We start from the raw sequence: 23,725 nt of genomic DNA on the forward strand, positions 1-23,725 counted from the left end.
AAAACAAGAAGGGATTGCTTCATCTGAAACAATCCCTTCTTATATGTTTAGAATATTTTATCCCTGCAATGCCGAAGCTCCGCCGATAATATCCAGCAACTGGTTAGTCACAGCCTGCTGACGGGACTTGTTGTATTGGATTATCAAATCCTGAACCAGTTCATCCGCATTATCCGAGGCTATCTGCATAGCCATTGTACGGGCAGCGTGTTCCGACGCATTGGCATCCAGCAATGCTGCATACAGGCGTGAATAAAGAACAGTAGGGATCAGACTCTCCAATATTTCTTCTTTCGAAGGTTCCAGGATGTAATCGGTCTGAACAGCATTTTTGTTTTCAATGTCATCCGACTGTGCATGGCTAAGGTCGAAAGGTAAGAAATCTGCATTTATCAGTTTTTGAGAACCTGTGGATATAAAATGGTGGTATATCAAAACCACTTCGTCTATCTCCTTGTCAATATACTTCTTTATCAGATCTTTTGCCAAATCCTGTACCATCACATATGATGGTTTATCAGCCATTTCCTTATAATCTCCCTGAGATACCAGCCCCTGCTTTTTCACAGCATCAGCTATTTTTTTACCTATAGGATATATGAGGATATTATCCTTTCCCAACGCTTTATACTTATTGTAGGTAGCATTAAACTCCTTCACAACATTGGCATTATAAGCTCCACACAGCGAAGAGTTGGACGCAAAAGCTACTATTGCAACCCTTTTCACATCCCTCGTCTGAGTAAAAGGTGAATCGTAACTTGTATCCGAAGAAAGCAGATTAGTCAGAATGGCATCCAACTTTGCCTGATACGGTAGAAAGTTGCTGATGGCAGCCTGAGCTTTGTGAAGCTTGGACGACGCTATCATCTTCATCGCAGAAGTAATCTTCTTCGTGCTTTTTACCGAAGTAATCCTGGTTTTTATTTCTTTAAGAGATGCCATAATTCAATCATTTTCTATATTGAGCGGCTGTATCTTTTGCAACCTGCTTAATAATATTCTCTATATCTGCGTTGATAACACCTTTTTTCAGTTGGTCCAATACATCTGCCTGATGCTGCATTTCCAATGTTCTCAGAAATTCAGTTTCAAAGTCATGAACTTTATCCTCAGGCACATGCCTCAACAGCCCGTTTGTTCCACAATATAATATTGCGATCTGGCGTTCTACAGACATTGGCGCATATTGCGGCTGAACAAGCAGTTGGGTATTCTTCTTACCTTTGTCGATGGTCATTGCCGTAACGGCATCCAAGTCTCCACCAAATTGGGTAAATGCTTCCAGTTCACGATACTGAGCCTGGTCTATCTTCAATGTTCCGGCCACTTTTTTCATCGCCTTCACCTGAGCCGAACCACCCACACGGGATACTGATATACCAACGTTAATAGCAGGACGCAAACCTGAGTTAAACAAGTCAACATCGAGGAATATCTGGCCATCGGTAATAGAAATCACATTGGTAGGGATATATGCCGATACGTCACCCGCCTGAGTCTCGATGATAGGCAATGCAGTAAGCGAACCTCCCGCTTTTACTCTACCTTTAAGGCTTTCGGGCAAGTCGTTCATTTGCTCGGCAACTTCCTGCTGGCTGATAATCTTAGCCGCACGCTCCAATAAACGTGAGTGCAAGTAGAATACGTCTCCCGGATAAGCTTCACGGCCCGGAGGACGGCGAAGGATCAGGGATACTTCACGGTAAGCTACCGCTTGTTTTGACAAGTCATCATAAACCACAAGGGCATGACGGCCTGTATCACGGAAGTATTCTCCGATAGCAGCTCCCGCAAATGCACCGAAATACTGCAAAGCCGCAGGTTCGGCTGCCGTAGCAGAAACAACAACGGTATATTTCATAGCGCCTTTTTCGCGAAGCGTTTCAACGATATTGGCTACTGTCGACGCTTTCTGACCGATAGCTACATAGATACAATATACAGGGTCTCCGGCTTCATAGTTCGATTTCTGATTGATAATCGTATCTATGGCGATTGCTGTTTTTCCGGTCTGGCGGTCACCGATGATAAGTTCACGCTGGCCTCTCCCTATCGGAATCATAGCATCCACTGCTTTCAGTCCTGTTTGCAACGGCTGCGCAACAGGCTGACGATAAATAACCCCCGGGGCTTTACGCTCCAGCGGCATTTCGAGTAGTTCGCCTGTAATAGGACCTTTTCCATCCAACGGCTGACCAAGCGGGGTGATAACACGTCCGAGCATCCCATCCCCCACATTGATGGAGGCGATTCTCTTTGTACGTTTTACCGAAAAACCTTCTTTGATCTGATCGGACGGGCCAAGTAATACGGCTCCCACATTGTCTTCTTCGAGGTTCATCACAACAGCCATAATGCCATTGTCGAACTCAAGAAGCTCATTGGCTTCCGCATTCTTTAGTCCATATATGCGAACAACACCGTCCCCTACTTCAAGAACAGTACCCACCTCGTCGAATTGTACGCGGTTGCTAATGTTCTCAAGCTGCATTTTCAGCACTTCAGAGACTTCACTTGCTTTTATATTTTCAGACATATTTTTTAATTTGTAAATTTCAAAATTTGAAAATCAGCAAATAACATTTTCGAATTTGCTAATCTACTAATTTGCTAATTAGCTATTTGGCACATTAATTCATCTTACTGTTTTCGGCGACAAACTGTTGTTTAATCCGCTTCAGCTGAGTCCTCACGCTGGCATCGAGCCGGTATGTATCGACATAGAGGACAAATCCTCCCTCAATATCAGGGTCTACACTTGTTTCAAAATCAAGGGTTCCGGGTTTGATCGTTTGCAGCAAACTCTTCATCTTCTCTATTACAGCAGCGTCTACAGGTGTAGCTGTCACCAGTTTTCCCGTATTGATATGTTTCGACTCACAATACAAGTCCACATAACTCAATGCTATATTCCGAAGATATACTTCCCTTTTATTTTTCACAACAAGATCGACAAACCGGACAAACACATCGCTGCCTTTTCCCCCTATGGAGGCTTTTATCAGCGCGAGCTTATCATCAGCGTTCAACGTAGGGTTATCCATTGCCATACGCAACCGGGGCTCGGCTGCAAATGCAGCTGCAAGCACCTTCATCTCCGAAAAGATAATATCTTCGGATTTATTGTCGATAGCAAATTGCAACAACGCTTTAGCATATCGCTTAGAGATCATCCCTTCATTCATAACAGTTAAGATTTAGATACCATAGCCTCATCAACCAGGCGATCAATCATTGACATCTGAGCTTTAGGGTCTTTCAGTGATTCGCGAAGAACTTTTTCGGCCACATCGACGGAAAGCTCAGCTACCTGGCGACGAATGTCGCGGATAGCCTGCTCTTTTTCCGCTTGTATCTGTTTCCTTATTTCTTCGAGTTCTTTAGCCCCTGCCACTTTTGCTTGTTCACGCGCTTCGTTTACAATACGATCGCGGGTGTCGGCAGCATCTTTCAAGATCTTCACCTGTTCTGCTTTGGCCGAGTTAAGAAGTTCATCACTTTTTTCTTTTATCTTGGCCAACTGCTCGTTCGCTTTATGGGCTGCATCCAATGAGTCCTGTATATAGTTTTTGCGTTCATCCACCATTTTGGTAATCACAGGGAAACCAAATTTAGCCAGGATAAAGAAAACGATACCGAACGAAAGGAGCATCCAAAAGAGAAGCCCAGATTCAGGTAATAGTAAATTCATATTTTATTTACTTTTAAGGTCTCAGACCTATTTGTTATTTTCTTTCTTATATTGTATTAAAGGATAAATCCGCATACAACAACAGCAAACAAGGCAACCCCCTCTACTAACGCTGCCGCAATGATCATAGATGTACGGATATCTCCGGCTGCATCCGGTTGACGGGCAATACCTTCCATAGCAGAACTACCGATTTTACCGATACCGATGCCTGCTCCGATTACAGCTAATCCTGCTCCAAGTGCAGCACCAAAACCTGTTAAGCTTGCAGCTTCTGCTGCTTGTAATAAAGTTGATAATAACATAACCTTTTAATTTTAAATTATTTAATTATTTATTTTGATTCAATTATTTCTAATCAATGTTTTTCTTCCGCATGATGATGCGGTTCGGCTTGTGCCAGACCGATAAATACAGCCGACAACATAGTAAACACATAAGCCTGAATGTATGCAACCAGAATTTCTACCAGACTGATAAATACAGTCAGCAATACGGAAACTACAGTCATCGAACCAAGGATTACATTGCCCAAATTGACCGTAACAAATATGAGACATGTCAATCCCAATACAATGGAGTGTCCGGCAAGTATATTTGCAAAAAGACGAATCATCAATGCAAACGGCTTGGTAAAAACACCTACCAACTCAATAGCAGGCATGATCGGAATCGGAACTTTCAACCATGTAGGCACATCTGGCCAGAATACTTCTTTCCAATATTCCTTTGTTCCGAAAAGATTCACAGTGAAGAATGTAAACAGTGCCAATATCAGCGTGATGGCAATATTTCCGGTCACATTCGCCCCTCCCGGAAATATAGGAATCAATCCCATTATATTGTTGAAGAAGATGAAAAAGAATACAGTGAGCAGATAAGGTGAAAACTTTCTGTAATTCTTACCCACGCAAGGTTTAATAATATCATCCTGAACGCTCATTATGAACATTTCCATAAAACCGACAAAACCCTTCGGAGCTTTCTTTTCCCCACTTTTCGCCTGTTTTTTATACCAGCCGGCTACGCTCATCACTATGACAAGCAACAAGATAGAACTTATTATCAGACTGGTCGCATTTTTCGTTAGTGAAAAATCCCATGGGCGGACTTCTTCTCCGGCAGCATTCTTTTCTACTATCTTGCCTTTATAGTTACCTTCGGGGGCAATATAAAAACCTTCGTATGCTTCGTGCCCGTGATGGAATTTAGTTGACATAAATATGTGCCACCCGCTTGTTTCCCCTTTTACGATGATCGGTAAAGGTATAGTCAGATGGAAATCGCCAAAAGTAGCCATATGCCATTCATAGGAGTCGGCCAAGTGGTCGAGAATCAATTCTTTTACGTTCAATTCGCCTTCCCCCTGCTCTACCTTAGCTTCATGTCCTTCTTCTGCAGCTACAGGCTGTATACCTGCCACTGTGAACAGAAAAGCCAGGGCTATAACATATTTCAAATAGTGTTTCATATACTATTGTTGTTTTTTCTTTATCCGTTTTTCTATCCTGGTGAACAAATAGGCTTCAAAAGCCAGAAACAAAAGATAGAAAATCATAAAAATAAGAACGAAACTCTTTATATTTTCCTTGACGATAATTGCATATGCCCCAACAAAAATGAGTGCAGCAAATATCTTTATCACCTTTGTCAGCATATATGTATTCAGCATCTGCCGCGAAGTTGCCTTCCGGCTCGATGATTCTACATAGACGAGAATCAAAGATTCCAACAACAGGAAAAAGAGCAAAATGCCTTCGTACCAGTGCGGATAATACTGCGGAAACTGATAGTACAACAAAGCACCAATCAAAGCCCCTGCAATAAGGCCGAACGCCAGTAACGAAGTAATTAATTTGGCTTTAAAAAAGTCCATTCTTTAAGCTACGCAAATTGTCACAACTCCGTTGTTTACTTCTGCTATACCGCCATTCACCTCTACTGTTTTTTCCGATCCGCCGACCGTGTAAATAATTACACCTTCTTTCAATGGTGAAATCAACGGTGCATGGTCGGGATAAACTCCGAAGCTACCCGATATACCGGGTATGACTACCGAAGCCACAGCACCCGAAAACAGTTTCTTTTCGGCTGATATAATATTAAGTTGGAGTTCTGTTTTTTTCATATTTTCAATTAGTAAATTATTCCGCCGCCTGAGCCAGTATTTTCTTGCCTTTTTCTATAGCATCTTCGATTGTTCCTACATTCAAAAACGCCTGTTCAGGCAAGTAATCCACTTCTCCGTCCAATATCCGCTGGAAACCTTTGATAGTATCCTGAATATCGACGATCACACCCGGTACTCCGGTAAATTGTTCTGCCACATTGAACGGCTGAGACAAGAAACGTTGGATACGTCTTGCGCGGTTCACAGTTTGCCTGTCCTCATCGGAAAGTTCTTCCATACCCAGAATGGCAATAATATCCTGTAATTCCTTGTTGCGCTGAAGTATTTCTTTCACCCGTTGGGCTGTATCGTAATGCTCTTGCCCTACAACGATAGGGTCTAGGCTTCGGGAAGTAGAACCCAGCGGGTCCACTGCCGGATAAATACCCATTTCGGTAATCTTACGGTCGAGAACGGTCGTAGCATCCAAGTGGGAGAATGTTGTCGCAGGCGCAGGGTCGGTCAAGTCATCGGCAGGCACATATACAGCCTGTACCGAAGTAATAGACCCATTCTTAGTAGAAGTAATGCGTTCCTGCATCGCCCCCATCTCCGTAGCAAGAGTAGGCTGGTAACCCACTGCCGAAGGCATACGCCCCAACAAGGCCGAAACTTCCGAACCGGCTTGTGTAAAACGGAATATATTATCAATAAATAAAAGGATATCTTTTGGTCCGTCTGATTTTGCATCGCGAAACGATTCCGCTATAGTCAGTCCCGAAAGGGCTACGTCGGCACGTGCTCCCGGAGGTTCGTTCATCTGTCCGAACACAAGTGAAATCTGGGATTTTTCAAGTTCCTTAGGATCTACTTTCGACAAATCCCAATGCCCTTCTTCCATGCTTTTTTCAAACTCTTCTCCGTAACGTACAACTTTCGACTCTATCATTTCACGCAACAGGTCATTTCCTTCACGGGTACGTTCCCCTACCCCTGCAAATACGGAATAACCGTTATGTTTTTTTGCAATATTGTTAATAAGCTCCATAATCAGTACGGTCTTGCCCACCCCGGCTCCACCGAACAAACCCACTTTACCTCCTTTTGCATATGGCGCCAGCAAGTCCACAACTTTAATCCCTGTGAAAAGAACTTCGCGTGTAGTCTGTAGTTCTTCAAATTTCGGAGGTTCCCTGTGGATAGGATTCCCATTCGCCTTATCCAAAGTACTCATACCATCAATGGCATCACCGACAACGTTCATCAGCCGGCCTTTTACCTGATCTCCGGCAGGCATTCTGATAGGTGAACCCAAAGGTATTACATCCAGTCCCCGGCTCAAACCGTCGGTACTATCCATAGCTACGGCACGTACAGTGTCTTCGCCTATGTGTTGTTTAACTTCGAGAATCAAAGAACGACCATCAGGCCTTTTAATTTCAAGGGCATCGTTAATATTCGGAAGATTGAGTGCCGGATTGGCTGTGTCGAAAAACACATCCACCACAGGTCCGATTATTTGAGATACATGCCCAACAATTTGTGACATAAGCTTTCTATTTATTATTTATTTTCTATTATTTCCGTCTTTAAAAAATATGCACTATGCAAGCCTCGAAGAATTGCCCTTGCAACTCCCTACCACTTTTTATAAAAGTTCTAAAATTAATAAAACTTTTGAAGAATCAGTAAATATTGAAGATCTTTCTGTATAATTTGTGGCACCAGACTCCTCTATAAATGTCGGGAACAAATATAGATATATTAATTTTTAATAGTAATTTTGCCAACAAAAAAAATAAGTACACTTATCACTTTTAAACTTTAGTTAACTACAATGTTTTAAATAGTTAAAAATACGCTATCTGTAATTTTGAGCTTAGAGATATTTTACATGAGTGATTAATAATATGATATAATGCTTGCAGTCTTACTATCGTGGAGTATAATATTCTATATCTTATTTTCGGCAGGGGATATACTAATCTTCCTGTATAATAAGATATGCCGGACAAAGGAACGCTACGGTTTTCTGGACACTTTCATTCTGGGCATTTGCTTTGTTTCTGCCATATTATCCCTCACGTCGATCTGGTTACCGTCCAATCATTATATATTATTTACTTTTGGTATTATCACCATTACATACTGGCTGATTCAACGCAACAGGCTCAGATCGTACATCATTACCTTTACTAATATGGTAAAGAACCTTAAGCCTATACACAAAATACTATTCCCGATAGTCTTTATAGCTATCCTGATATATATACTTTTTCCGTCAGGCTTCTTCGACTCCATTCTTTATCATCAACAGAATATAAGGTGGAATGAAGAATACAGCGCTGTTCCCGGCTTGGGGAATCTGGAAGACAGATTCGGGTTCAATTCGAATTATTTGCTATTATCTGCCATCTTCTCCTTCCGTTTCATTTTTGGAGAAGCAGTATATACAGTGCAGTCTCTATTATATGCGCTCATACTATGCTGGATAATAATATTTAACATTTCAGCATCGAAAGGCAGTTTAAAATTCCTCATATTATTAATCTTATTCCTTTGCATAGTCCCTATAGACGGATACATGTTATCGGATACCAGTACGGACATTATCCCATTCCTCTGCCTATTCTATTATATAGCGAGAACTTCACTGAATCCCGGATGGATAAACGAAAAGCCTTTACTAGCCTTCATTCTGCCAATTACACTTATCACATATAAATTATCGTCTGCTATATTTTGCCTGGTATGTCTTATCATACTTTTGGGATTGATCAAGCAGCATAAAAACCGTATAATAACATTTCTCCTTTCGGCTTTCTTCCTGATAATATCGTTCTGGTGCATAAGGAATGTAATAATAACTGGGTATCTGGTTTATCCGGTATATCAGATCGATTTATTCAATTTTGACTGGAAGATGCCCCAAACCGCACTTGTTCTACAGAAGATCCATATATATGAGTGGGCAAAATATATCTTTGATATAGAGACGATAGGGATGGTATTTGATGTAGGGCTGAGAGGCAATATCGTTATCTTTGGAAGCCTCTGCATAAATCTCCTCATCTTTGCAACCGTGCTCGTCTCACCTACTTTTATATTATACTGCTTATTTCATAAGAAGAGTATCAACAAGAACTTGTACTTTATATATGGGGTATCTGTTTCATGTATCATTTTCGGGTTAATATCAGCTCCCGATTTCAGGTTTATGAATGGATATATATTCGGTTGCGCATTCCTTTTAATATGCATATCCTTGTCTGTAATAAATAAACTGAATGTATTATTTACGAATGCAGGTAAAATAATCACGCCCATCCTTATACTGGGGTTACTATTCTTCTGCATTTGGATAAAACAACAGAATATACTTTCTGCTTACAAAGCAGATAGGTTGAAAGGTCTTATGTTTCTTCCTGCTAATCTTAAAGAAGATACATTTGATGAGTACAAAATGGGAAACACGACTATCTACCTTACAAAGAATCCATATGCCGCTACTTACGATAAACTGCCCTCCACAAACCCACAAGGTTTACCATTCTATCCTTATACAGGAAATAAGATGCAAAGTATAGAAACAATAGAACTCAGGGGCAAAACCCTACAGGATGGATTCAGGACAAAGGAAGAGTATACAAATATACTGAACGAGAATACCGGAAAATATATAGAGCAATACCTTATCGAGCATCGAAAGAAGTATCCGGAAGGATATTTCAATAATAAATAAACCTGTTTTTAAATCGGGAAACAGATACTTTCTATTTATCATTTTTAATCGTATTTTTGTAAAGCGAATTTATTCATTATAAAATAATCGTCTTAAAATAAAGAAATGGGAAAAGTTTTAATTATCGGAGCCGGAGGTGTTGGCACAGTTGTGGCGCACAAAGTTGCCCAAAACAAGGATGTCTTCACCGAAATAATGCTGGCCAGCCGTACAAAATCGAAATGTGACGCTATTGCTGAAGCCATAGGTGGAAATAAAATACAGACAGCACAGGTTGATGCCGACAATGTTGAAGATTTGAAGAGGCTATTTAATTCTTTCAAACCGGAACTGGTTATCAATGTCGCATTGCCTTATCAGGACCTTACAATTATGGATGCCTGCCTTGCTTGCGGTGTCAATTATCTGGACACAGCTAATTACGAACCGAAAGAAGAAGCTAAATATGAATATAGCTGGCAATGGGCTTATCAAGAAAAATTTAAAGAAGCCGGACTTACAGCAATCCTTGGTTGCGGGTTCGATCCCGGAGTAACCAGTGTATTTACAGCCTATGCCGCCAAACATCACTTCGACGAGATACATTACCTCGACATCGTAGATTGTAACGCTGGTGATCATGGAAAAGCTTTTGCAACGAACTTCAACCCGGAAATTAATATACGTGAAGTTACCCAGAAAGGTAAATACTGGGAAGATGGTAAATGGGTGGAGACAGAGCCTCATGCCATACATAAGCCATTGAATTACCCTAATATCGGCCCAAAGGAATCGTATGTGATCTATCATGAAGAATTGGAGTCACTCGTGAAAAACTTCCCTACACTGAGACGTGCCCGTTTCTGGATGACATTCGGACAAGAGTATCTCACACATTTGCGTGTCATACAGAATATAGGTATGGCGCGTATCAATCCTATTATTTACAACGGAGTGGAAATCGTACCTATCCAGTTTCTGAAAGCTGTATTGCCTGACCCGGGAGAACTCGGAGAAAATTACACAGGCGAAACATCTATCGGATGCCGTATCAAAGGTATTAAAGATGGAAAAGAACGTACATATTATGTCTATAACAATTGCTCCCACGAAGCAGCCTATAAAGAAACTGGCGCACAAGGGGTAAGTTATACTACAGGTGTACCGGCAACCATAGGAGCAATCATGTTTATGAAAGGCCTCTGGCGCAAACCGGGAGTATATAACGTAGAAGAATTTAATCCGGATCCGTTTATGGAACAGTTGAATAAACAAGGGTTGCCTTGGCACGAACTGTTCGATGTGGATCTGGAAATGTGATCAGATATAATCAGAAGCCTCTATTTTTGAGGCTTCTTTTTTTTACTGTAAAACAAATCAATTATCTCAAAAAAAGTATCTATCTTTGAACAATAATATAATAAAGATTGTCATGAGAAAATATATGCGAGATCATCATTTTATACCCGAAGACAATCTATTTATTTGTAATAACGATTTTAATATATAGATAATTTATCCTCGAAAAAGTTCTCTTTTTCGGGGATTTTTTTGATATCAACAAAGTTCTTAATAATATATTATCTCAGTAGAATTAGTTATCGCATTTAAACTTAATAAAGTAATAAATAGGTCTGTGACCTTAAAAACCGGATTAAATATATGTGCAACAAAAGCCTGGTATCCATTACTGATTATTCCAGAGAAGATATTCTGAGAATAATCAATCTGACTAAAAAGTTTGATGAAAACCCTAACCGAAGATTACTGGAAGGAAAAGTCTGTGCCACCCTTTTCTTCGAACCCTCTACGCGTACACGCCTTAGCTTTGAAACTGCGGTAAACAGACTGGGGGGACGCATTATTGGCTTTTCCGATGCTGCAACGACCAGTTCTTCGAAAGGGGAAACCCTCAAAGATACGATTGCCATGGTAAATAATTATGCCGATATCATTATTATGCGCCATCATCTGGAAGGAGCTGCACGCTACGCTTCGGAAGTATCTTCTATACCAATCATCAATGCAGGGGACGGAGCCAACCAGCATCCGACACAAACGATGCTCGACCTCTACTCTATATTTAAAACGCAGGGCACTTTGGAGAATCTCGAACTAACAGTGGTCGGAGATTTGAAATACGGACGCACCGTGCACTCTCTTATAATCGGGATGTCACACTTCAATCCTACATTCAACTTTGTAGCCCCTGAAGAGTTAAGACTACCTGAGACATACAAAAATTTCTGTGATTCGCACAATATCAAGTACGAAGAATACACAGACTTCTCTCCCGAAGTAATAAACAATGCAGACATACTCTACATGACCCGTGTACAACGCGAACGCTTCACAGACCTGATGGAGTATGAAAAAGTCAAGAATGTGTATATTCTCAAGAAAGATATGATAGCAGAAACTAAAGAGAACCTGAGAATACTGCATCCCCTTCCTCGTGTCAATGAAATACAACAGGATGTGGACGACAGCCCTAAGGCCTACTATTTTGAGCAGGCAAAGAACGGAGTATTCACCCGCGAAGCCGTTATATGTGATGCATTGAATATTAATGTAGAATAATTGCAATTAAAGACATGAAAGAACAAAGGAAAGAATTACAGGTAGCTGCTCTCTGCAATGGCACAGCTATAGACCATATACCTTCAAATGTAGTTTTCAAAGTAGTTTCACTACTCGAACTTGAAAAGCTAAGCAATCCTATTACCATAGGCAATAATCTGGAGAGCAAAAAGATGAATACCAAAGGCATCATCAAGATTTCGGACAAATTCTTTGAAGAAGAAGTCATTAACAAGATAGCCCTGATTGCGCCTAATGTTGTATTAAACATTATTAAAGACTATACAGTCGTGGAGAAGAAACGAGTTATCCTCCCTCAGAAGATAAAGGGCATAATGAAGTGTAACAACCCCAAATGTATTACCAACAATGAACCCATGCCTACAAAATTCGATGTTATCGACAGAGAGAATATTGAGTTGCAATGCCATTATTGCAGTGTAAAAATAAAGAAAGACGAGATTATCCTGAAATGAAACAAGACTGGAAACCGGGAACTCTTATATACCCCTTGCCTGCTGCCATGATTAGTTGTGGAAGTCATCCGGATGAGTATAATATCATTACCCTCAGCTGGCTGGGAACGATATGCACCAATCCGCCAATGTGCTATATATCTGTTCGCCCCGAGCGTCACTCCTATAATATCATCAAACGGGATATGGAGTTTGTGATAAACATCACCACCGAAGAACTGGCTTATGCAACAGACTGGTGCGGTGTCAGGTCAGGCAAAGACTTCAATAAATTTGAAGAGATGAAACTGACTGCAGGAAAAGCTTCTGTAGTACAGGCCCCAATCATTGAAGAATCACCTTTAAATATAGAGTGTCGGGTAAAAGAAATACTTAGTCTCGGTTCACACGATATGTTTATTGCCGACGTAGTAAACGTGAAAGCCGATGAGAAGTACATTGACAGCACAACGGGCAAATTCAGTCTCGAAGATGCAAATCCCATAGCTTATTCACACGGCCAGTATTACGAACTGGGCAATAAAATCGGAGGATTCGGCTGGACTGTCAGAAAGAAGAAAGACGAGGAATTATAAATATCCTATCACTATATAAATACCTCCAGCCCGTCATAGGATAAGAATACATTCTCAGGCAGAGTTCGCTGCACCACATCATGTAAACCTATGCCATGCGACATGTGGATAAGGTAAGCCCTCTTAGGTGCTATCTTCTCAATTTCCTCCAATGCTTGCGACAGGCTCAGATGTGATATATGTTCTCCCATGCGTAATGCATTTATGACCAATATATCCACGCCCTCCAATTTGGAATACTCTTCTTCCGGAATAAATTTCACATCGGTGAGATATGCAAATTTACCGATACGATAACCCAGAATAGGGAGTTTATAATGCATAACACCGATAGGCTGCACCTCCACATTCTTGATTATAAAAGATCTATCCTTATCTACTTCATGTAACAATAATGCAGGAACCCCCGGATACTTATGTTCCAGAAAAAAATAAGGAGTACGCTTCCTTAGAGCATCTAATGTAATATCATTGGCGTAAATATCAACATCTGCAAATTTGCAAAACGGCCGCAAATCATCTAATCCTCCAACATGGTCGTAGTGCTCATGCGTAAGCAATACTCCATCGATAGCAGCAAATTCCTCATGTATAATCTGCTCTCTGAAATCAGGGCCACAATCAATCAACAATCTTGTGTCATCTATACTCACCAAGACAGACGCTCGTAAGCGTCTGTCTTTTATATTATCGGAGGTACATACCTCGCATCGACATCCTATTTCAGGTACTCCTGTAGACGTCCCTGTCCCCAAGAATTTAATCCTCATTCTTTCAATTTATTCTAATTCGCTTATTTAAGTATCAAAATCCATAAATCGTCGAGAGGTATTCCAAAACGGCTTATACGCCTTGTCTTTGAAACTCCTTCTGTATATTTTTTTGTTACTTCTTCCAGTTTTTGAATAGCATCTGTCTCAGAATCATAACTACCTAACAAGGCATAATATATTCCCTGATTACTCTTCGCTACAGTAGAACGTTCTCCTAATCCATTAAATGTCCGCTTAATGAATTCAGCATTGTTCAGGCTCTTGAAAGTCCCCAGCACAATAGCATACTTCTTCATATATCCGTTATCTGCCTCATCTACCAATTTCACATCCACAGAACGGAACAGCTTCCAGTCTGAATCATTGAACGCACGAAATGATGTCGATGGTTTTGATGCTGGTGTTGCCGTTTCTGTTTTCGGAGCAGTTGTGGCAGCTTTCGATGCTGCAGCTACGGGAGCAGTTGTCGTACCCGACGGCGTTATAGTCGCACGCGCGGGTTCTGTAGTCTTTTTCGCAGGAGGAGGTGTAACTGTGGCAACCATCCGGGTTTTCTTCACCATCGGGAAACTCTGAATTTTCGGTTCCGGAGAGCCTTTCCCAACTTCAGGAACCCTGTCTAAAGTTTCAACACAGCCAAATAGAGCCTGAGAAGCTGAAGAATGAGGATCCAATTCCAATGTAACAACCGGATGCAATAACGATTTTCCGCCCTGCATGATATCCGTTACTCCTGCCAGATTTTTCATCACAGAGTCTAACTCGGCTACTGTAATTTTTTCGATTATAATATCCGGGTCTGCAACCCGGCTGGTTTGCACCGGCATTTCTCCATGTGCTTTATTCACTGAACGATAAAAACTTTTATATTTTTTATCTTGATTTTTCTGGGATTTGCATGGTAAAGCAAGAAAGATAAAAGCTAAAAGTAAAGTTGTGTGTACCGATATTTTCATAAAATCTATGTGTTTTGCGAATGAAATAGTAAGTCTTTATTGCTGTTTGATATGCAAAGATAGAAAAAAACAAAAGGAAACAATATTCTTATACAAAGAAAGTTACAAAACTACACCACTTTTAACTTGGTAAGATTAACCGCTTCTTTAAACTTTTGATTATTCACAATTACATAACAATTTCAGGAGTTCTGAAAGGGTTTCTCTTAACCCCTCACATATAGATAATTTTTTTTGAACAAGATAACAAAAAAACAGGGAAAACATTAATTGCTCCCCCTGCCTTATACTATTTATCTGTTGAATTAGTATTCTCTCTGAAGTATCCACCAGTCATTGAATGGGATACCATATTTAGCTTTCAATGTCGAAGGTTCTCCCAATTCCGCATATTTTGCTAAAATTTCATTTTTCTTTGCTACAGCTTGCTCTTTAGAATCGTAACTTGCAATAATCACACGGTACATACCCTGTTCGTTACGAGCCAGAATAATATTGTAACCATCGTTTCCGAATCTTTCTTTCAATGATTCTGCTCCGGGCTTCATTGCCATAGCAGCAACTACAACACTATATGCTTTCAACCCTGCTGCATCGCTTTCATATACCGGAGTAACTTTCTCTTTTCGTACAGATTCATTCGTACTCGCAGTATATGTTGGCGTGGTTTCTGCCGGTTTAGAAACAGCAGCCGATGTTGTATTATCTTCCACATCCCTTTCTTTAGCTGCCTCGTATACCGATTTATAGGCACTCTGCTTTGGCTTACATGAACCAAAACCTATAACAAAGGCAATAGCCAATCCGATTCCAATTAATTTTTTATTCATAACTTTTTATAATTATCTTAGTTTTAACAATTAGCACAAAAATAATACATTAACTATTTAAAATAACAGTTTCTTGACTCAAATAGTTCCTTTTTCACTTTAATTAATAAATTCAAAACCGGTATACGGTACCAATGCGTCCGGTATACGAATACCTTCGGGCGTTTGATTATTTTCCAATAAAGCGGCAACTATACGCGGCAAAGCCAAAGCACTTCCGTTCAGAGTATGCACCAACTGTATTTTTTTATCGGCGTCACGGTAACGGCATTTCAAACGGTTGGCCTGATAGCTTTCGAAATTAGATACAGAACTTACTTCCAGCCATCGTTGTTGTGCCGCAGAGAATACTTCGAAGTCGAATGTAAGAGCTGAAGTAAAACTCATATCTCCGCCACACAGACGAAGAATACGCCAAGGCAAGCCCAACTCTTCTACCAATGACTGAACATGAGCAACCATTTCTTTCAGCGATTGATAAGAATGTTCCGGTTTATCGATACGCACAATCTCCACCTTATCGAACTGATGTAAACGATTCAGTCCTCTTACGTCTTTTCCATATGAACCTGCTTCACGACGAAAACAAGCCGAATATGCAGTGTTCATCACAGGAAAATCCTTCTCTTCCAAAATTACATCACGATAAATATTTGTTACCGGAACTTCTGCCGTCGGTATCAAATATAAATCATCTACAGTAGCGTGATACATCTGACCTTCTTTGTCCGGCAACTGGCCTGTACCGTAGCCAGACGCGGCATTTACCACATACGGAGGCTGTACTTCGAGATATCCGGCTTCGCGAGCCTTATCCAGAAAATAATTAATCAATGCACGTTGCAGGCGCGCTCCTTTTCCTTTATAAACAGGAAAACCTGCCCCCGATATCTTTACACCAAGTTCGAAATCTATCAAATCATACTTCTTCGCCAGATCCCAGTGAGGAAGGGCATCTTCCCCCAAATCGGGAATGACACCCCCAGTACGTTCCACTACATTATCTTCAGGTGTGCGCCCTTCGGGTACCTCATCGGCGGGAAGATTGGGTATAAGTACCAATAAATCCTGCAAATCCTGTTCGGCCTGACGCAAAGCATCCTCTAGTATTTTATTTTCGCCTTTCAATTCCGACACCCTGTTTTTTGCGGCTTCGGCTTCAGTTTTTTTCCCTTCCTTCATCAGTTGCCCGATATGTTTGGATAAGTTATTGGATTCGGCGAGGCTTGCGTCAAGTGTTGTTTGCGTTTTCTTTCTGGTCTGGTCTATATCCAGTACTTTCTCTATTATTTCTTTTCCGTCGAAATGTTTCTTAGCCAGCTTTTTAATAACCAGCTCCGGATTCTCACTAATGGTTTTCAGCGTCAACATTCTATCTGTTTTTTCAGGTCACAGACCTATTTTATTATTTCCGTATGTTTAATAACAATATTCGAGTTACAAAGTTAAAAATATTTTAAGTCCCGCCCATTGTTTCAGATTCTTTTTATCAGACATATTTCCTGTTAACAGCCCTTAATCCCAAAAGAGAAGACCATAGAAAGTAAAAGGTAACAAAAGTAACACAGAAAGCAATTAATAATTAAGAATTAATAATTAGAAACTCTTTATTTTATCGACCACTGTCAACTGTCCATTGTCAACTTTCAACTGATTGAAAAGGTAACAAAGGTTACAGTTTTTGCATTCTTTTGTAGGGGCGGAATATTTTCCGCCCGCAGACCTTTTTCTATTTCGGGCGGAAGATATTCCGCCCCTACAGTTTTCCCAAAAAGTAACAAAGGTAACACATGTATCAGCAAACAATAAGCAGTTAATAACTTGTATCTCGTCTACTCGTATCTCATATAACTTTCAACTTACTACTCATTACTTACTACTTTCCCCCTTCCTCAATCCGTTCTCGATGTATATCCCGGAGGCAGAAACGGATAAAGATTCACCTTGGGTTTCTCTACCGGAGCGGCGGATGGTTGAGCAACAGGCGGCTGTTCCATAACTTGCCCTTGCTCTGCCTGCTCTTGCCCATTTTTCACTTTTAATTTTTCACTTTTCACTTTTAGTTCTTCTTCCAGTTTCCTATCCACAGCCGCCACTACCTCCGCATTAAGCGAGCCGCCCGGACGGAAGCCGTTCTCCTGTAATATCATCAGTTGACGCCTGGTTTCCTCGTCTTGCACTTCAATCACCAGCGGACGGCGTTCCGATGCCAGTAACCGGTCTTTATCTTTCTTCCTTTCTTCTCGGTCGAGTACATACTTTATAGCGCGGATACTTGGCGGGCAGAATTTCTTTTCCACTACGCGGCATTTCTCCACATCGTTTACAGGATCGTTTTTGTCGGGGACATAGGTGATCTTCTCTTTTTTCTGCACGTATCCCTCGAGCAGTTGTTTCAGACCTATACGAGCCGAGGCTATCATCACATCTTCGCGGTGGTCGATGGCTTCTTCCACTGCTTCTTTAAATTCGGGCTTTTCTTTTTTCCATTCATAAAATGTCTTACGGCTGATTTTAAATGATTTGCAGATTTCTGATATGCTGCATAAGTCCTGCTCTATCATCCGGATAATCTCTGTTGCGATTTTTTCTTTATACTTCATAAGGCTTAAATATTAATGTTTAATAATTAGTTTCTTATATAGATAAAGTTTTTTTGATAAATTTGAAGTTCGCGCGGATGTCCCGTGCGAGCAGGTGAGCAGATGAATTTATGGAACACAATATGGTAGAAAATGAATGGATATACATAACAAAACAATTCTTTTTAAAAGAATTACCCAAATTTCATCTTAAATCGAGTAATTCATATGGTCCATATTGGAATATAGAGTTTGTTGATTGCAATATAGCAGTTGAAATTGGTGGGGACATAGGATTTCATATACAGATATATATATATGATTCAAAACATGATCTCTGCCAATATGATAGAAGTGTCAATGACAAAATGAAAACAACCAAAGAAAATATTCTTTACCAACTTAATATATTAAAGCGATTTCTATACGAAGTAATATAATTTTTTTCCCCTGCTGCCGCGCGATTGTATCGCGTGGTAATATATAAGTAAAAAGAAAATGACAGATAGTATGAGTCGTAATTATAAATTCAAAAATCCGGATGATATATATTTCATCAGTTTTGCTGTTGTAAATAGGTGGCGGTATTACCACGCGATGCAATCGCGCGGAAGCAGCGCGTAGGTGGATGGAAAAATGGATTTAATATTTTTTGTTCATCAAAACTTCTATTGGCACATCGTCCCTTTTTATTGTACGAACACTGCATTGATATACCAAAAATAAGATTACCGCTATAATAAGAAAAGATAACAGAAAATTCCAAAGACTTTGGAGATTAGGAGCTATAATGGTCTCATATTTCCTTCTCTTCCCTATTAATCGGAAGTATAAATAACGGATCCCAGCACCTATTCCAAAGAAGATATAAAATATAACAATAGGAAAATAAACCATGTATCAAAAGTATATAAAATAATTTAGTAACGTATAATAAATAACATGGCATTCTAAATTAGGGCAAACGGAATCCCCTGCTCGCACAGACGTCGCGTGTCCATATATTGCGTAGTTATAGCTTTACTATTTTTTGCCCTATACGGCCGACAATACATCAATAAATATTTTATATATTTGCCTACTATGAAAAATAAGGGCGACTTTCCGTTTTTACTTTTCAAAGTAACAAATAGGTTTGTAGCCTTAACGATTCCGGCTAAATAATGATTGCAATACTCGTATCCTGGCTTATTATTTTATTCGTCCTGTTTTCCACAGGGGACTTTTTCATATACTTATATCAAGCCTTATGCCGAAGTAAATCAAATTATTCTTTGACTGACCGCTTCCTTATCGGGATGTGCGCCATTCTCATTCCCTTATCATTATCGTCGCTATTTATCCCGTCTAATCAATTTGTATTATTTACGTTTTTAGGTTTATTGATTATATATTGGGTTTTCAGGAAAAAGCACTTGCAAAAAACGGTTAATGGCGTTCTAAAAAAGATACAGGGACTTTCTATTATCCGGTTATTCATTATAGCTCTGGCTTTGTTTTCGTTCTGCATCCTGTGCCTCTATTCGTCCTTCCTCAGTTTCGACCCCAATTATTACCATTACCAAAATATCCGGTGGAATGAAGATTTTGCCGTTATTCCCGGATTGGGGAATTTCGAAGACAGATTGGGATTCAACTCCAATTATCTGTTGATTAGCTCCATATTTACATTACGTTTCCTGTTCGGGCAACCTGTTTATGGTTTACAGAGCGCATTGGCTATACTACTGGCCATATGGATATTATATGAAACAATAAATAGCCGATTCGAAATTAAGCGCCTGATTCTGCTCGTTTTATACTTTCTCTTATTTTATTTTTCGAAAGAAGGCATTGCAGATACTTCTACCGATACAATTCCTAATCTGGCCGTCTTCTATCTTATATCGAGCCTGATATTATATCCGGACAATCTGAGAAAAAAGCCGTTGTTGTATATATTTGTTATCATCAGTCTGGTAACGTATAAACTACTCTTCGCTCCGCTCTGCCTGATTAGCTTGTATGTAATTTACCAACTGGCCAAAGAAAAGAAATATAAAGAAATGCTATTTCCGTGTCTCAGTGCTATGGCTGTCATCGTACTTTGGCTCATACGGAATGTAATCATTACAGGCTATCTGGTGTATCCGTTAGGAGAAATAGATTTGTTTTCCTTCGACTGGAAAGTGCCGCAATATGTCCTTATCAAACAACGTGAATACATCAGTGAAATCGGCAACGGAGGTTTCGGCTATGCTATACCCCATTATCTGGAAAACCTTACGTTCTCTACTTTTTTCCTGTCATGGACAACTTATTTCTTCCTGTCGGTTATCGCTGTCTTTATTACAGGCTTTTGGTATATCCGAAAGAAAGGAAACACCCCTGCATATATGTATTTCATTTTCGTTGTATTAAGTATAAATATGATATATTGGCTTTTGACGGCTCGCGATTTCAGGTTTTGCGCGGGAGTAATATTCGCCATGCTGTTTTTTGCCATTTCCTTGATACTGAAAGACAATAAAAGAATGGGGGCAAAAACGGGAAACATTATTATTGCAGGTTTTACCATGCTCATTTTCATATCTTTCGCCAAAGCCGGCAGTCAGTATTACCACGCTTTAAAAGAAAGAAATATAAAGGATTATGTTTTGGTAATGCTTTATCGCCCTTATCCGGCAGAATATAAAATGGAGGATTCAGCCCTGTTTGAAAAGACATCGCATAACCTGACCTTCGAAATAATCCCCTATAAAATCAACGATAGCATCACGATCTATATAACCACTCAAAGGACCGGTTCTTGCTTTGGCATATTTCCGTGTACAGGAGATGCGGCCATTGCCGAAGAATGGAAAATGCAGGATATAAAAACAGTGGAAGCCAGGGGAAACAGCTTGCAGAATGGATTCAGAGTGAAACAGCTGAAATAATATTTGCAGTTATTTATTCCTCGCTCGTCGGGAAATAGTATTTGTTTGTCGATTTATCATTGCCTGTTAACTTCAACAAATGTACTTTTACATCAGAAACTAATAAAACGCATTCTTATGGAAAGAAACTTTAAAGATAAACACCTGTTTAAAAGAGGAAATAGCAATGGTAATGGTATCGGATTTGCCCTCTTTTTAATTCTTTTTGGAGGAGTGTACCTGTTCCTCAATTTGGGCATTATACCTACAGAATACAAACGGATACTGATATCATGGCAAATGCTTCTGATTGTATTAGGTATATGGACGTTACTGAAAAGACAATATGTGGGAGGTTTCGTTCTTCTGGCTGTCGGTACTTTTTTTATTTACCCTGTTCTGTGCAATGTATTTCCCGAATATTTTGTGCGGTTCGATATAGATATCAAAACATACTGGCCGGTCCTGCTTATTGCCGGCGGTATTCTTTTAGTAATAAGCCGCTCATTCCCCTCTGCGAAAAAGAGCCATCGAAAAGAATACAAATATGAGTCTACAAATGATCACTTCAATCCGGCAGAACAAAACAGTGCCGACTATATTGACAAGAACCTGATGTTTGGCGGATCTGAGCAAATCGTCCTCTCTCAGAATTTTAAAGGAGGAGAAGCCAATGTGATGTTCGGAGAACTGATTATAGACTTGCGCCGGGCAAATCTTAGCGAATTCGCGGGCGTACTCGAAGCCAATGTGATGTTCGGCAGTATTGTCATCTATATTCCATCCGACTGGGCTGTAGAATTAAAAAGCAACTCCTTGCTGGGTTCTTTCGAAGATAAAAGATACCATTTCAGTGAAAAAATAAGAGAAACCGGTATGCCACGTCTGGTAATCAAAGGGAGTGCCATGTTCGGAAGCGGTGAAATAAGAAACTAAGGTCTCATACCTATTTATTTACTTTTGTATCTGCAACAGTAATAGGCGGTTACTATTAAACAATGTTGCATCAAATACTTTCTTTCACTTAATACTCTGTGAAATGGAAAACCGCAAACTGGTTTACATACATATTCTCATAGCATTGTCAGCAGCCATTATTTTATACATATGTATGAAATCGCTGGTGGATGTATCAGAATCTGTGTTGACTACAGATTCAGCCATATCGGGGATTATTCTTTCGGTATTGCTCCTATTATTGAGGAATATAGCTCAATACAGTCATATTTCATCGTTTCCGGTAAGGCAACAACTTATCAATTACAGCGCATTGGCCATCCTCTTTGTAGCTTGCTGGCTCTGTATCGAGTTTCTGGTTCTATACATGGTATTCCCCGAAGGTGAATGGACGGCCCTGCTACACATGGTTCCTATCCGCGTAGTGCTGGCATTACTCGTATACAGTCTTACAATAGCAACATTTACACGATTGTACCCATCGGAGGAAAAAGTTGCCGGGATACCGATTGGGGAAGAGAAAGAAGACAAGGAACTCCCAGGCAATATACAAGAGCCTGTGATTGAAACTGAAAATAATGAAACACTGGAACGTATCGCCGTAAAAAACGGGCAAAAGATAGATGTAGTGCTGGTATCCGAAATCATACACCTACAGGCCGAAGGCGATTATGTAATGATACACTCTACAAAAGGGAAATTCCTGAAGGAGCAAACCATGAAATCGTTCGAAAGCGGTTTGCCACAAGATAAATTTGTAAGGGTACACCGTTCCAGCATAGTCAATATAGAGTTTATATCGCAGATAGAGCTCTATGACAAGCAAAGCCAGTTACTGAAACTGAAAAACGGAGGACAGGTACGCATAAGCCTGAGTGGGTATAAGTCTTTGAAAAAGACGCTGGGTTTGTAAAAATAAAAGAGCCTGAATCAACACAGATTCAGGCTCTTTCTTTTATATTGAAACACTTACTTCTCTACCGAACTTTTTTCTTTATCAGCTTTCCATATCCTGTATTTCACCTCATAACCCTTTGGCGCGTATACTACAATCGGTAATTTGCTGTTGTATCTTACGATAAGAGTCTGACCGCTCACAAACCTGTTTTCGTTCGGTTTGTTACAAGCCATCATTGTAGAACGGGTTTGCCCGTCGGAAGTAAACTCATAATAAGTATATCCCCAACCTTGCAGGTCTTTTTCCTCCAGTTTACCCATAAGCGAGTGATGATTACAGTCTACGCTCATCACTTTTCCCGGAATTATTTCTACTTTGTATAAAGATTCGTCAGACTTCTTTTTCAACTCTATTACATGCCTGACCATATCACCCTCTGCTTTAGGGAAGGCAGCCAGTTCTTTATCTAAATCTATTTTTTTATCCTGTGCATTCATTGAAGTTGTGAATGATAATAATACTACAGCCGAAAGTAGTGTCAGCATTGTTTTTGTTAAGTTCTTCATTTTTCCTTATTTTTAATTAATACCTATATTTAATCACTTATACTATATAGATGAATAAAATGTTAAAAAGCTGCATCCATATATCCGGTTAGTTAACGCCCGGACAGTCC

The 23,725-nt window shown here is 40.0% G+C and carries 23 protein-coding genes; 8 read left to right on the forward strand and 15 right to left on the reverse strand.

Annotated features, from left to right (window positions below; all coding sequences use genetic code 11):
• Positions 1–57: 57 nt before the first annotated feature.
• From HMPREF9455_RS10565 to atpD, 9 genes are all read right to left on the reverse strand, one after another.
• Entirely contained in the window at positions 58–945 is an 888-nt protein-coding gene (locus HMPREF9455_RS10565; RefSeq protein ID WP_006799677.1) for a F0F1 ATP synthase subunit gamma, read from the reverse strand.
• Between the two features lie 7 nt (positions 946–952).
• Positions 953–2,539, reverse strand: coding sequence for a F0F1 ATP synthase subunit alpha (gene atpA, locus HMPREF9455_RS10570; RefSeq protein ID WP_006799678.1), 1,587 nt, complete (start codon positions 2,537–2,539; stop codon positions 953–955).
• A gap of 94 nt (positions 2,540–2,633) precedes the next feature.
• A complete protein-coding gene (locus HMPREF9455_RS10575) occupies positions 2,634–3,188 on the reverse strand; it encodes a F0F1 ATP synthase subunit delta (protein ID WP_006799679.1) in 555 nt (184 codons plus the stop codon).
• 5 nt (positions 3,189–3,193) lie between these two features.
• Complete coding sequence (gene atpF / locus HMPREF9455_RS10580; RefSeq protein ID WP_006799680.1) at positions 3,194–3,694, reverse strand: F0F1 ATP synthase subunit B; 501 nt, start codon at positions 3,692–3,694, stop codon at positions 3,194–3,196.
• Positions 3,695–3,750: 56 nt separating this feature from the next.
• Positions 3,751–3,999: an ATP synthase F0 subunit C gene (atpE, locus tag HMPREF9455_RS10585; RefSeq protein WP_006799681.1), complete on the reverse strand. Its 249-nt coding sequence runs from the start codon at positions 3,997–3,999 to the stop codon at positions 3,751–3,753.
• A gap of 53 nt (positions 4,000–4,052) precedes the next feature.
• Positions 4,053–5,165, reverse strand: a complete 1,113-nt coding sequence (atpB, locus tag HMPREF9455_RS10590; RefSeq protein WP_006799682.1) for a F0F1 ATP synthase subunit A — start codon at positions 5,163–5,165, stop codon at positions 4,053–4,055.
• Between the two features lie 3 nt (positions 5,166–5,168).
• Positions 5,169–5,570 carry a hypothetical protein gene (locus HMPREF9455_RS10595; protein ID WP_006799683.1) on the reverse strand — a complete coding sequence of 134 codons (402 nt, stop codon included), beginning with the start codon at positions 5,568–5,570 and terminating at the stop codon, positions 5,169–5,171.
• A 3-nt stretch (positions 5,571–5,573) separates the two neighbouring features.
• Complete coding sequence (gene atpC, locus HMPREF9455_RS10600) at positions 5,574–5,822, reverse strand: ATP synthase F1 subunit epsilon (RefSeq protein ID WP_006799684.1); 249 nt, start codon at positions 5,820–5,822, stop codon at positions 5,574–5,576.
• 16 nt (positions 5,823–5,838) lie between these two features.
• On the reverse strand, positions 5,839–7,353 hold the full coding sequence (gene atpD / locus HMPREF9455_RS10605; RefSeq protein ID WP_006799685.1) for a F0F1 ATP synthase subunit beta: 1,515 nt from the start codon (positions 7,351–7,353) through the stop codon (positions 5,839–5,841).
• Between the two features lie 369 nt (positions 7,354–7,722).
• Here atpD and HMPREF9455_RS10610 point away from each other — a divergent pair, with 369 nt between their 5' ends.
• The 5 genes from HMPREF9455_RS10610 to HMPREF9455_RS10630 all read left to right on the forward strand — a co-directional run bounded on the left by HMPREF9455_RS10610 (position 7,723) and on the right by HMPREF9455_RS10630 (position 13,156).
• Positions 7,723–9,546: a DUF8201 family protein gene (locus HMPREF9455_RS10610; RefSeq protein ID WP_006799687.1), complete on the forward strand. Its 1,824-nt coding sequence runs from the start codon at positions 7,723–7,725 to the stop codon at positions 9,544–9,546.
• Between the two features lie 105 nt (positions 9,547–9,651).
• Positions 9,652–10,845 (forward strand): saccharopine dehydrogenase family protein, encoded by a 1,194-nt coding sequence (locus HMPREF9455_RS10615; protein ID WP_006799688.1) that lies wholly within the window; start codon positions 9,652–9,654, stop codon positions 10,843–10,845.
• 342 nt (positions 10,846–11,187) lie between these two features.
• On the forward strand, positions 11,188–12,105 hold the full coding sequence (gene pyrB / locus HMPREF9455_RS10620) for an aspartate carbamoyltransferase (RefSeq protein WP_006799689.1): 918 nt from the start codon (positions 11,188–11,190) through the stop codon (positions 12,103–12,105).
• A gap of 14 nt (positions 12,106–12,119) precedes the next feature.
• On the forward strand, positions 12,120–12,581 hold the full coding sequence (gene pyrI, locus HMPREF9455_RS10625) for an aspartate carbamoyltransferase regulatory subunit (protein WP_006799690.1): 462 nt from the start codon (positions 12,120–12,122) through the stop codon (positions 12,579–12,581).
• Complete coding sequence (locus HMPREF9455_RS10630) at positions 12,578–13,156, forward strand: flavin reductase family protein (protein WP_006799691.1); 579 nt, start codon at positions 12,578–12,580, stop codon at positions 13,154–13,156. The genes pyrI and HMPREF9455_RS10630 overlap by 4 nt, the downstream gene beginning before the upstream one ends.
• An 11-nt stretch (positions 13,157–13,167) precedes the next feature.
• Here the strand turns inward: HMPREF9455_RS10630 and HMPREF9455_RS10635 are convergent, their stop codons facing one another.
• The 5 genes from HMPREF9455_RS10635 to HMPREF9455_RS10655 all read right to left on the reverse strand — a co-directional run bounded on the left by HMPREF9455_RS10635 (position 13,168) and on the right by HMPREF9455_RS10655 (position 18,318).
• Positions 13,168–13,926, reverse strand: coding sequence for an MBL fold metallo-hydrolase (locus HMPREF9455_RS10635; RefSeq protein WP_006799692.1), 759 nt, complete (start codon positions 13,924–13,926; stop codon positions 13,168–13,170).
• 23 nt (positions 13,927–13,949) lie between these two features.
• A complete protein-coding gene (locus HMPREF9455_RS10640; RefSeq protein WP_006799693.1) occupies positions 13,950–14,885 on the reverse strand; it encodes an SPOR domain-containing protein in 936 nt (311 codons plus the stop codon).
• 305 nt (positions 14,886–15,190) lie between these two features.
• Entirely contained in the window at positions 15,191–15,715 is a 525-nt protein-coding gene (locus HMPREF9455_RS10645; protein WP_006799694.1) for an SPOR domain-containing protein, read from the reverse strand.
• A gap of 99 nt (positions 15,716–15,814) precedes the next feature.
• The gene (gene serS, locus HMPREF9455_RS10650; protein WP_006799695.1) at positions 15,815–17,086 is read right to left on the reverse strand and encodes a serine--tRNA ligase; all 1,272 of its coding nucleotides are present in this window, start codon (positions 17,084–17,086) and stop codon (positions 15,815–15,817) included.
• 521 nt (positions 17,087–17,607) lie between these two features.
• Positions 17,608–18,318, reverse strand: a complete 711-nt coding sequence (locus tag HMPREF9455_RS10655) for a helix-turn-helix domain-containing protein (protein ID WP_006799696.1) — start codon at positions 18,316–18,318, stop codon at positions 17,608–17,610.
• A gap of 1,142 nt (positions 18,319–19,460) precedes the next feature.
• On the opposite strand from HMPREF9455_RS10655, the gene HMPREF9455_RS10670 reads away from it, so the two are divergent.
• The 3 genes from HMPREF9455_RS10670 (at position 19,461) to HMPREF9455_RS10680 (ending at position 23,064) form a co-directional block, all read left to right on the forward strand.
• Entirely contained in the window at positions 19,461–21,215 is a 1,755-nt protein-coding gene (locus HMPREF9455_RS10670) for an LIC_10190 family membrane protein (RefSeq protein ID WP_148401882.1), read from the forward strand.
• A gap of 117 nt (positions 21,216–21,332) precedes the next feature.
• Positions 21,333–22,130 (forward strand): LiaF transmembrane domain-containing protein, encoded by a 798-nt coding sequence (locus HMPREF9455_RS10675; RefSeq protein ID WP_006799698.1) that lies wholly within the window; start codon positions 21,333–21,335, stop codon positions 22,128–22,130.
• A gap of 103 nt (positions 22,131–22,233) precedes the next feature.
• A complete protein-coding gene (locus tag HMPREF9455_RS10680) occupies positions 22,234–23,064 on the forward strand; it encodes a LytR/AlgR family response regulator transcription factor (RefSeq protein ID WP_006799699.1) in 831 nt (276 codons plus the stop codon).
• A gap of 56 nt (positions 23,065–23,120) precedes the next feature.
• Here the strand turns inward: HMPREF9455_RS10680 and eco are convergent, their stop codons facing one another.
• Positions 23,121–23,615, reverse strand: coding sequence for a serine protease inhibitor ecotin (gene eco, locus HMPREF9455_RS10685; protein WP_006799700.1), 495 nt, complete (start codon positions 23,613–23,615; stop codon positions 23,121–23,123).
• Positions 23,616–23,725: the final 110 nt, after the last annotated feature.

This window comes from Dysgonomonas gadei ATCC BAA-286, assembly GCF_000213555.1.
GTDB classification, from domain to species: Bacteria; Bacteroidota; Bacteroidia; order Bacteroidales; family Dysgonomonadaceae; genus Dysgonomonas; species Dysgonomonas gadei.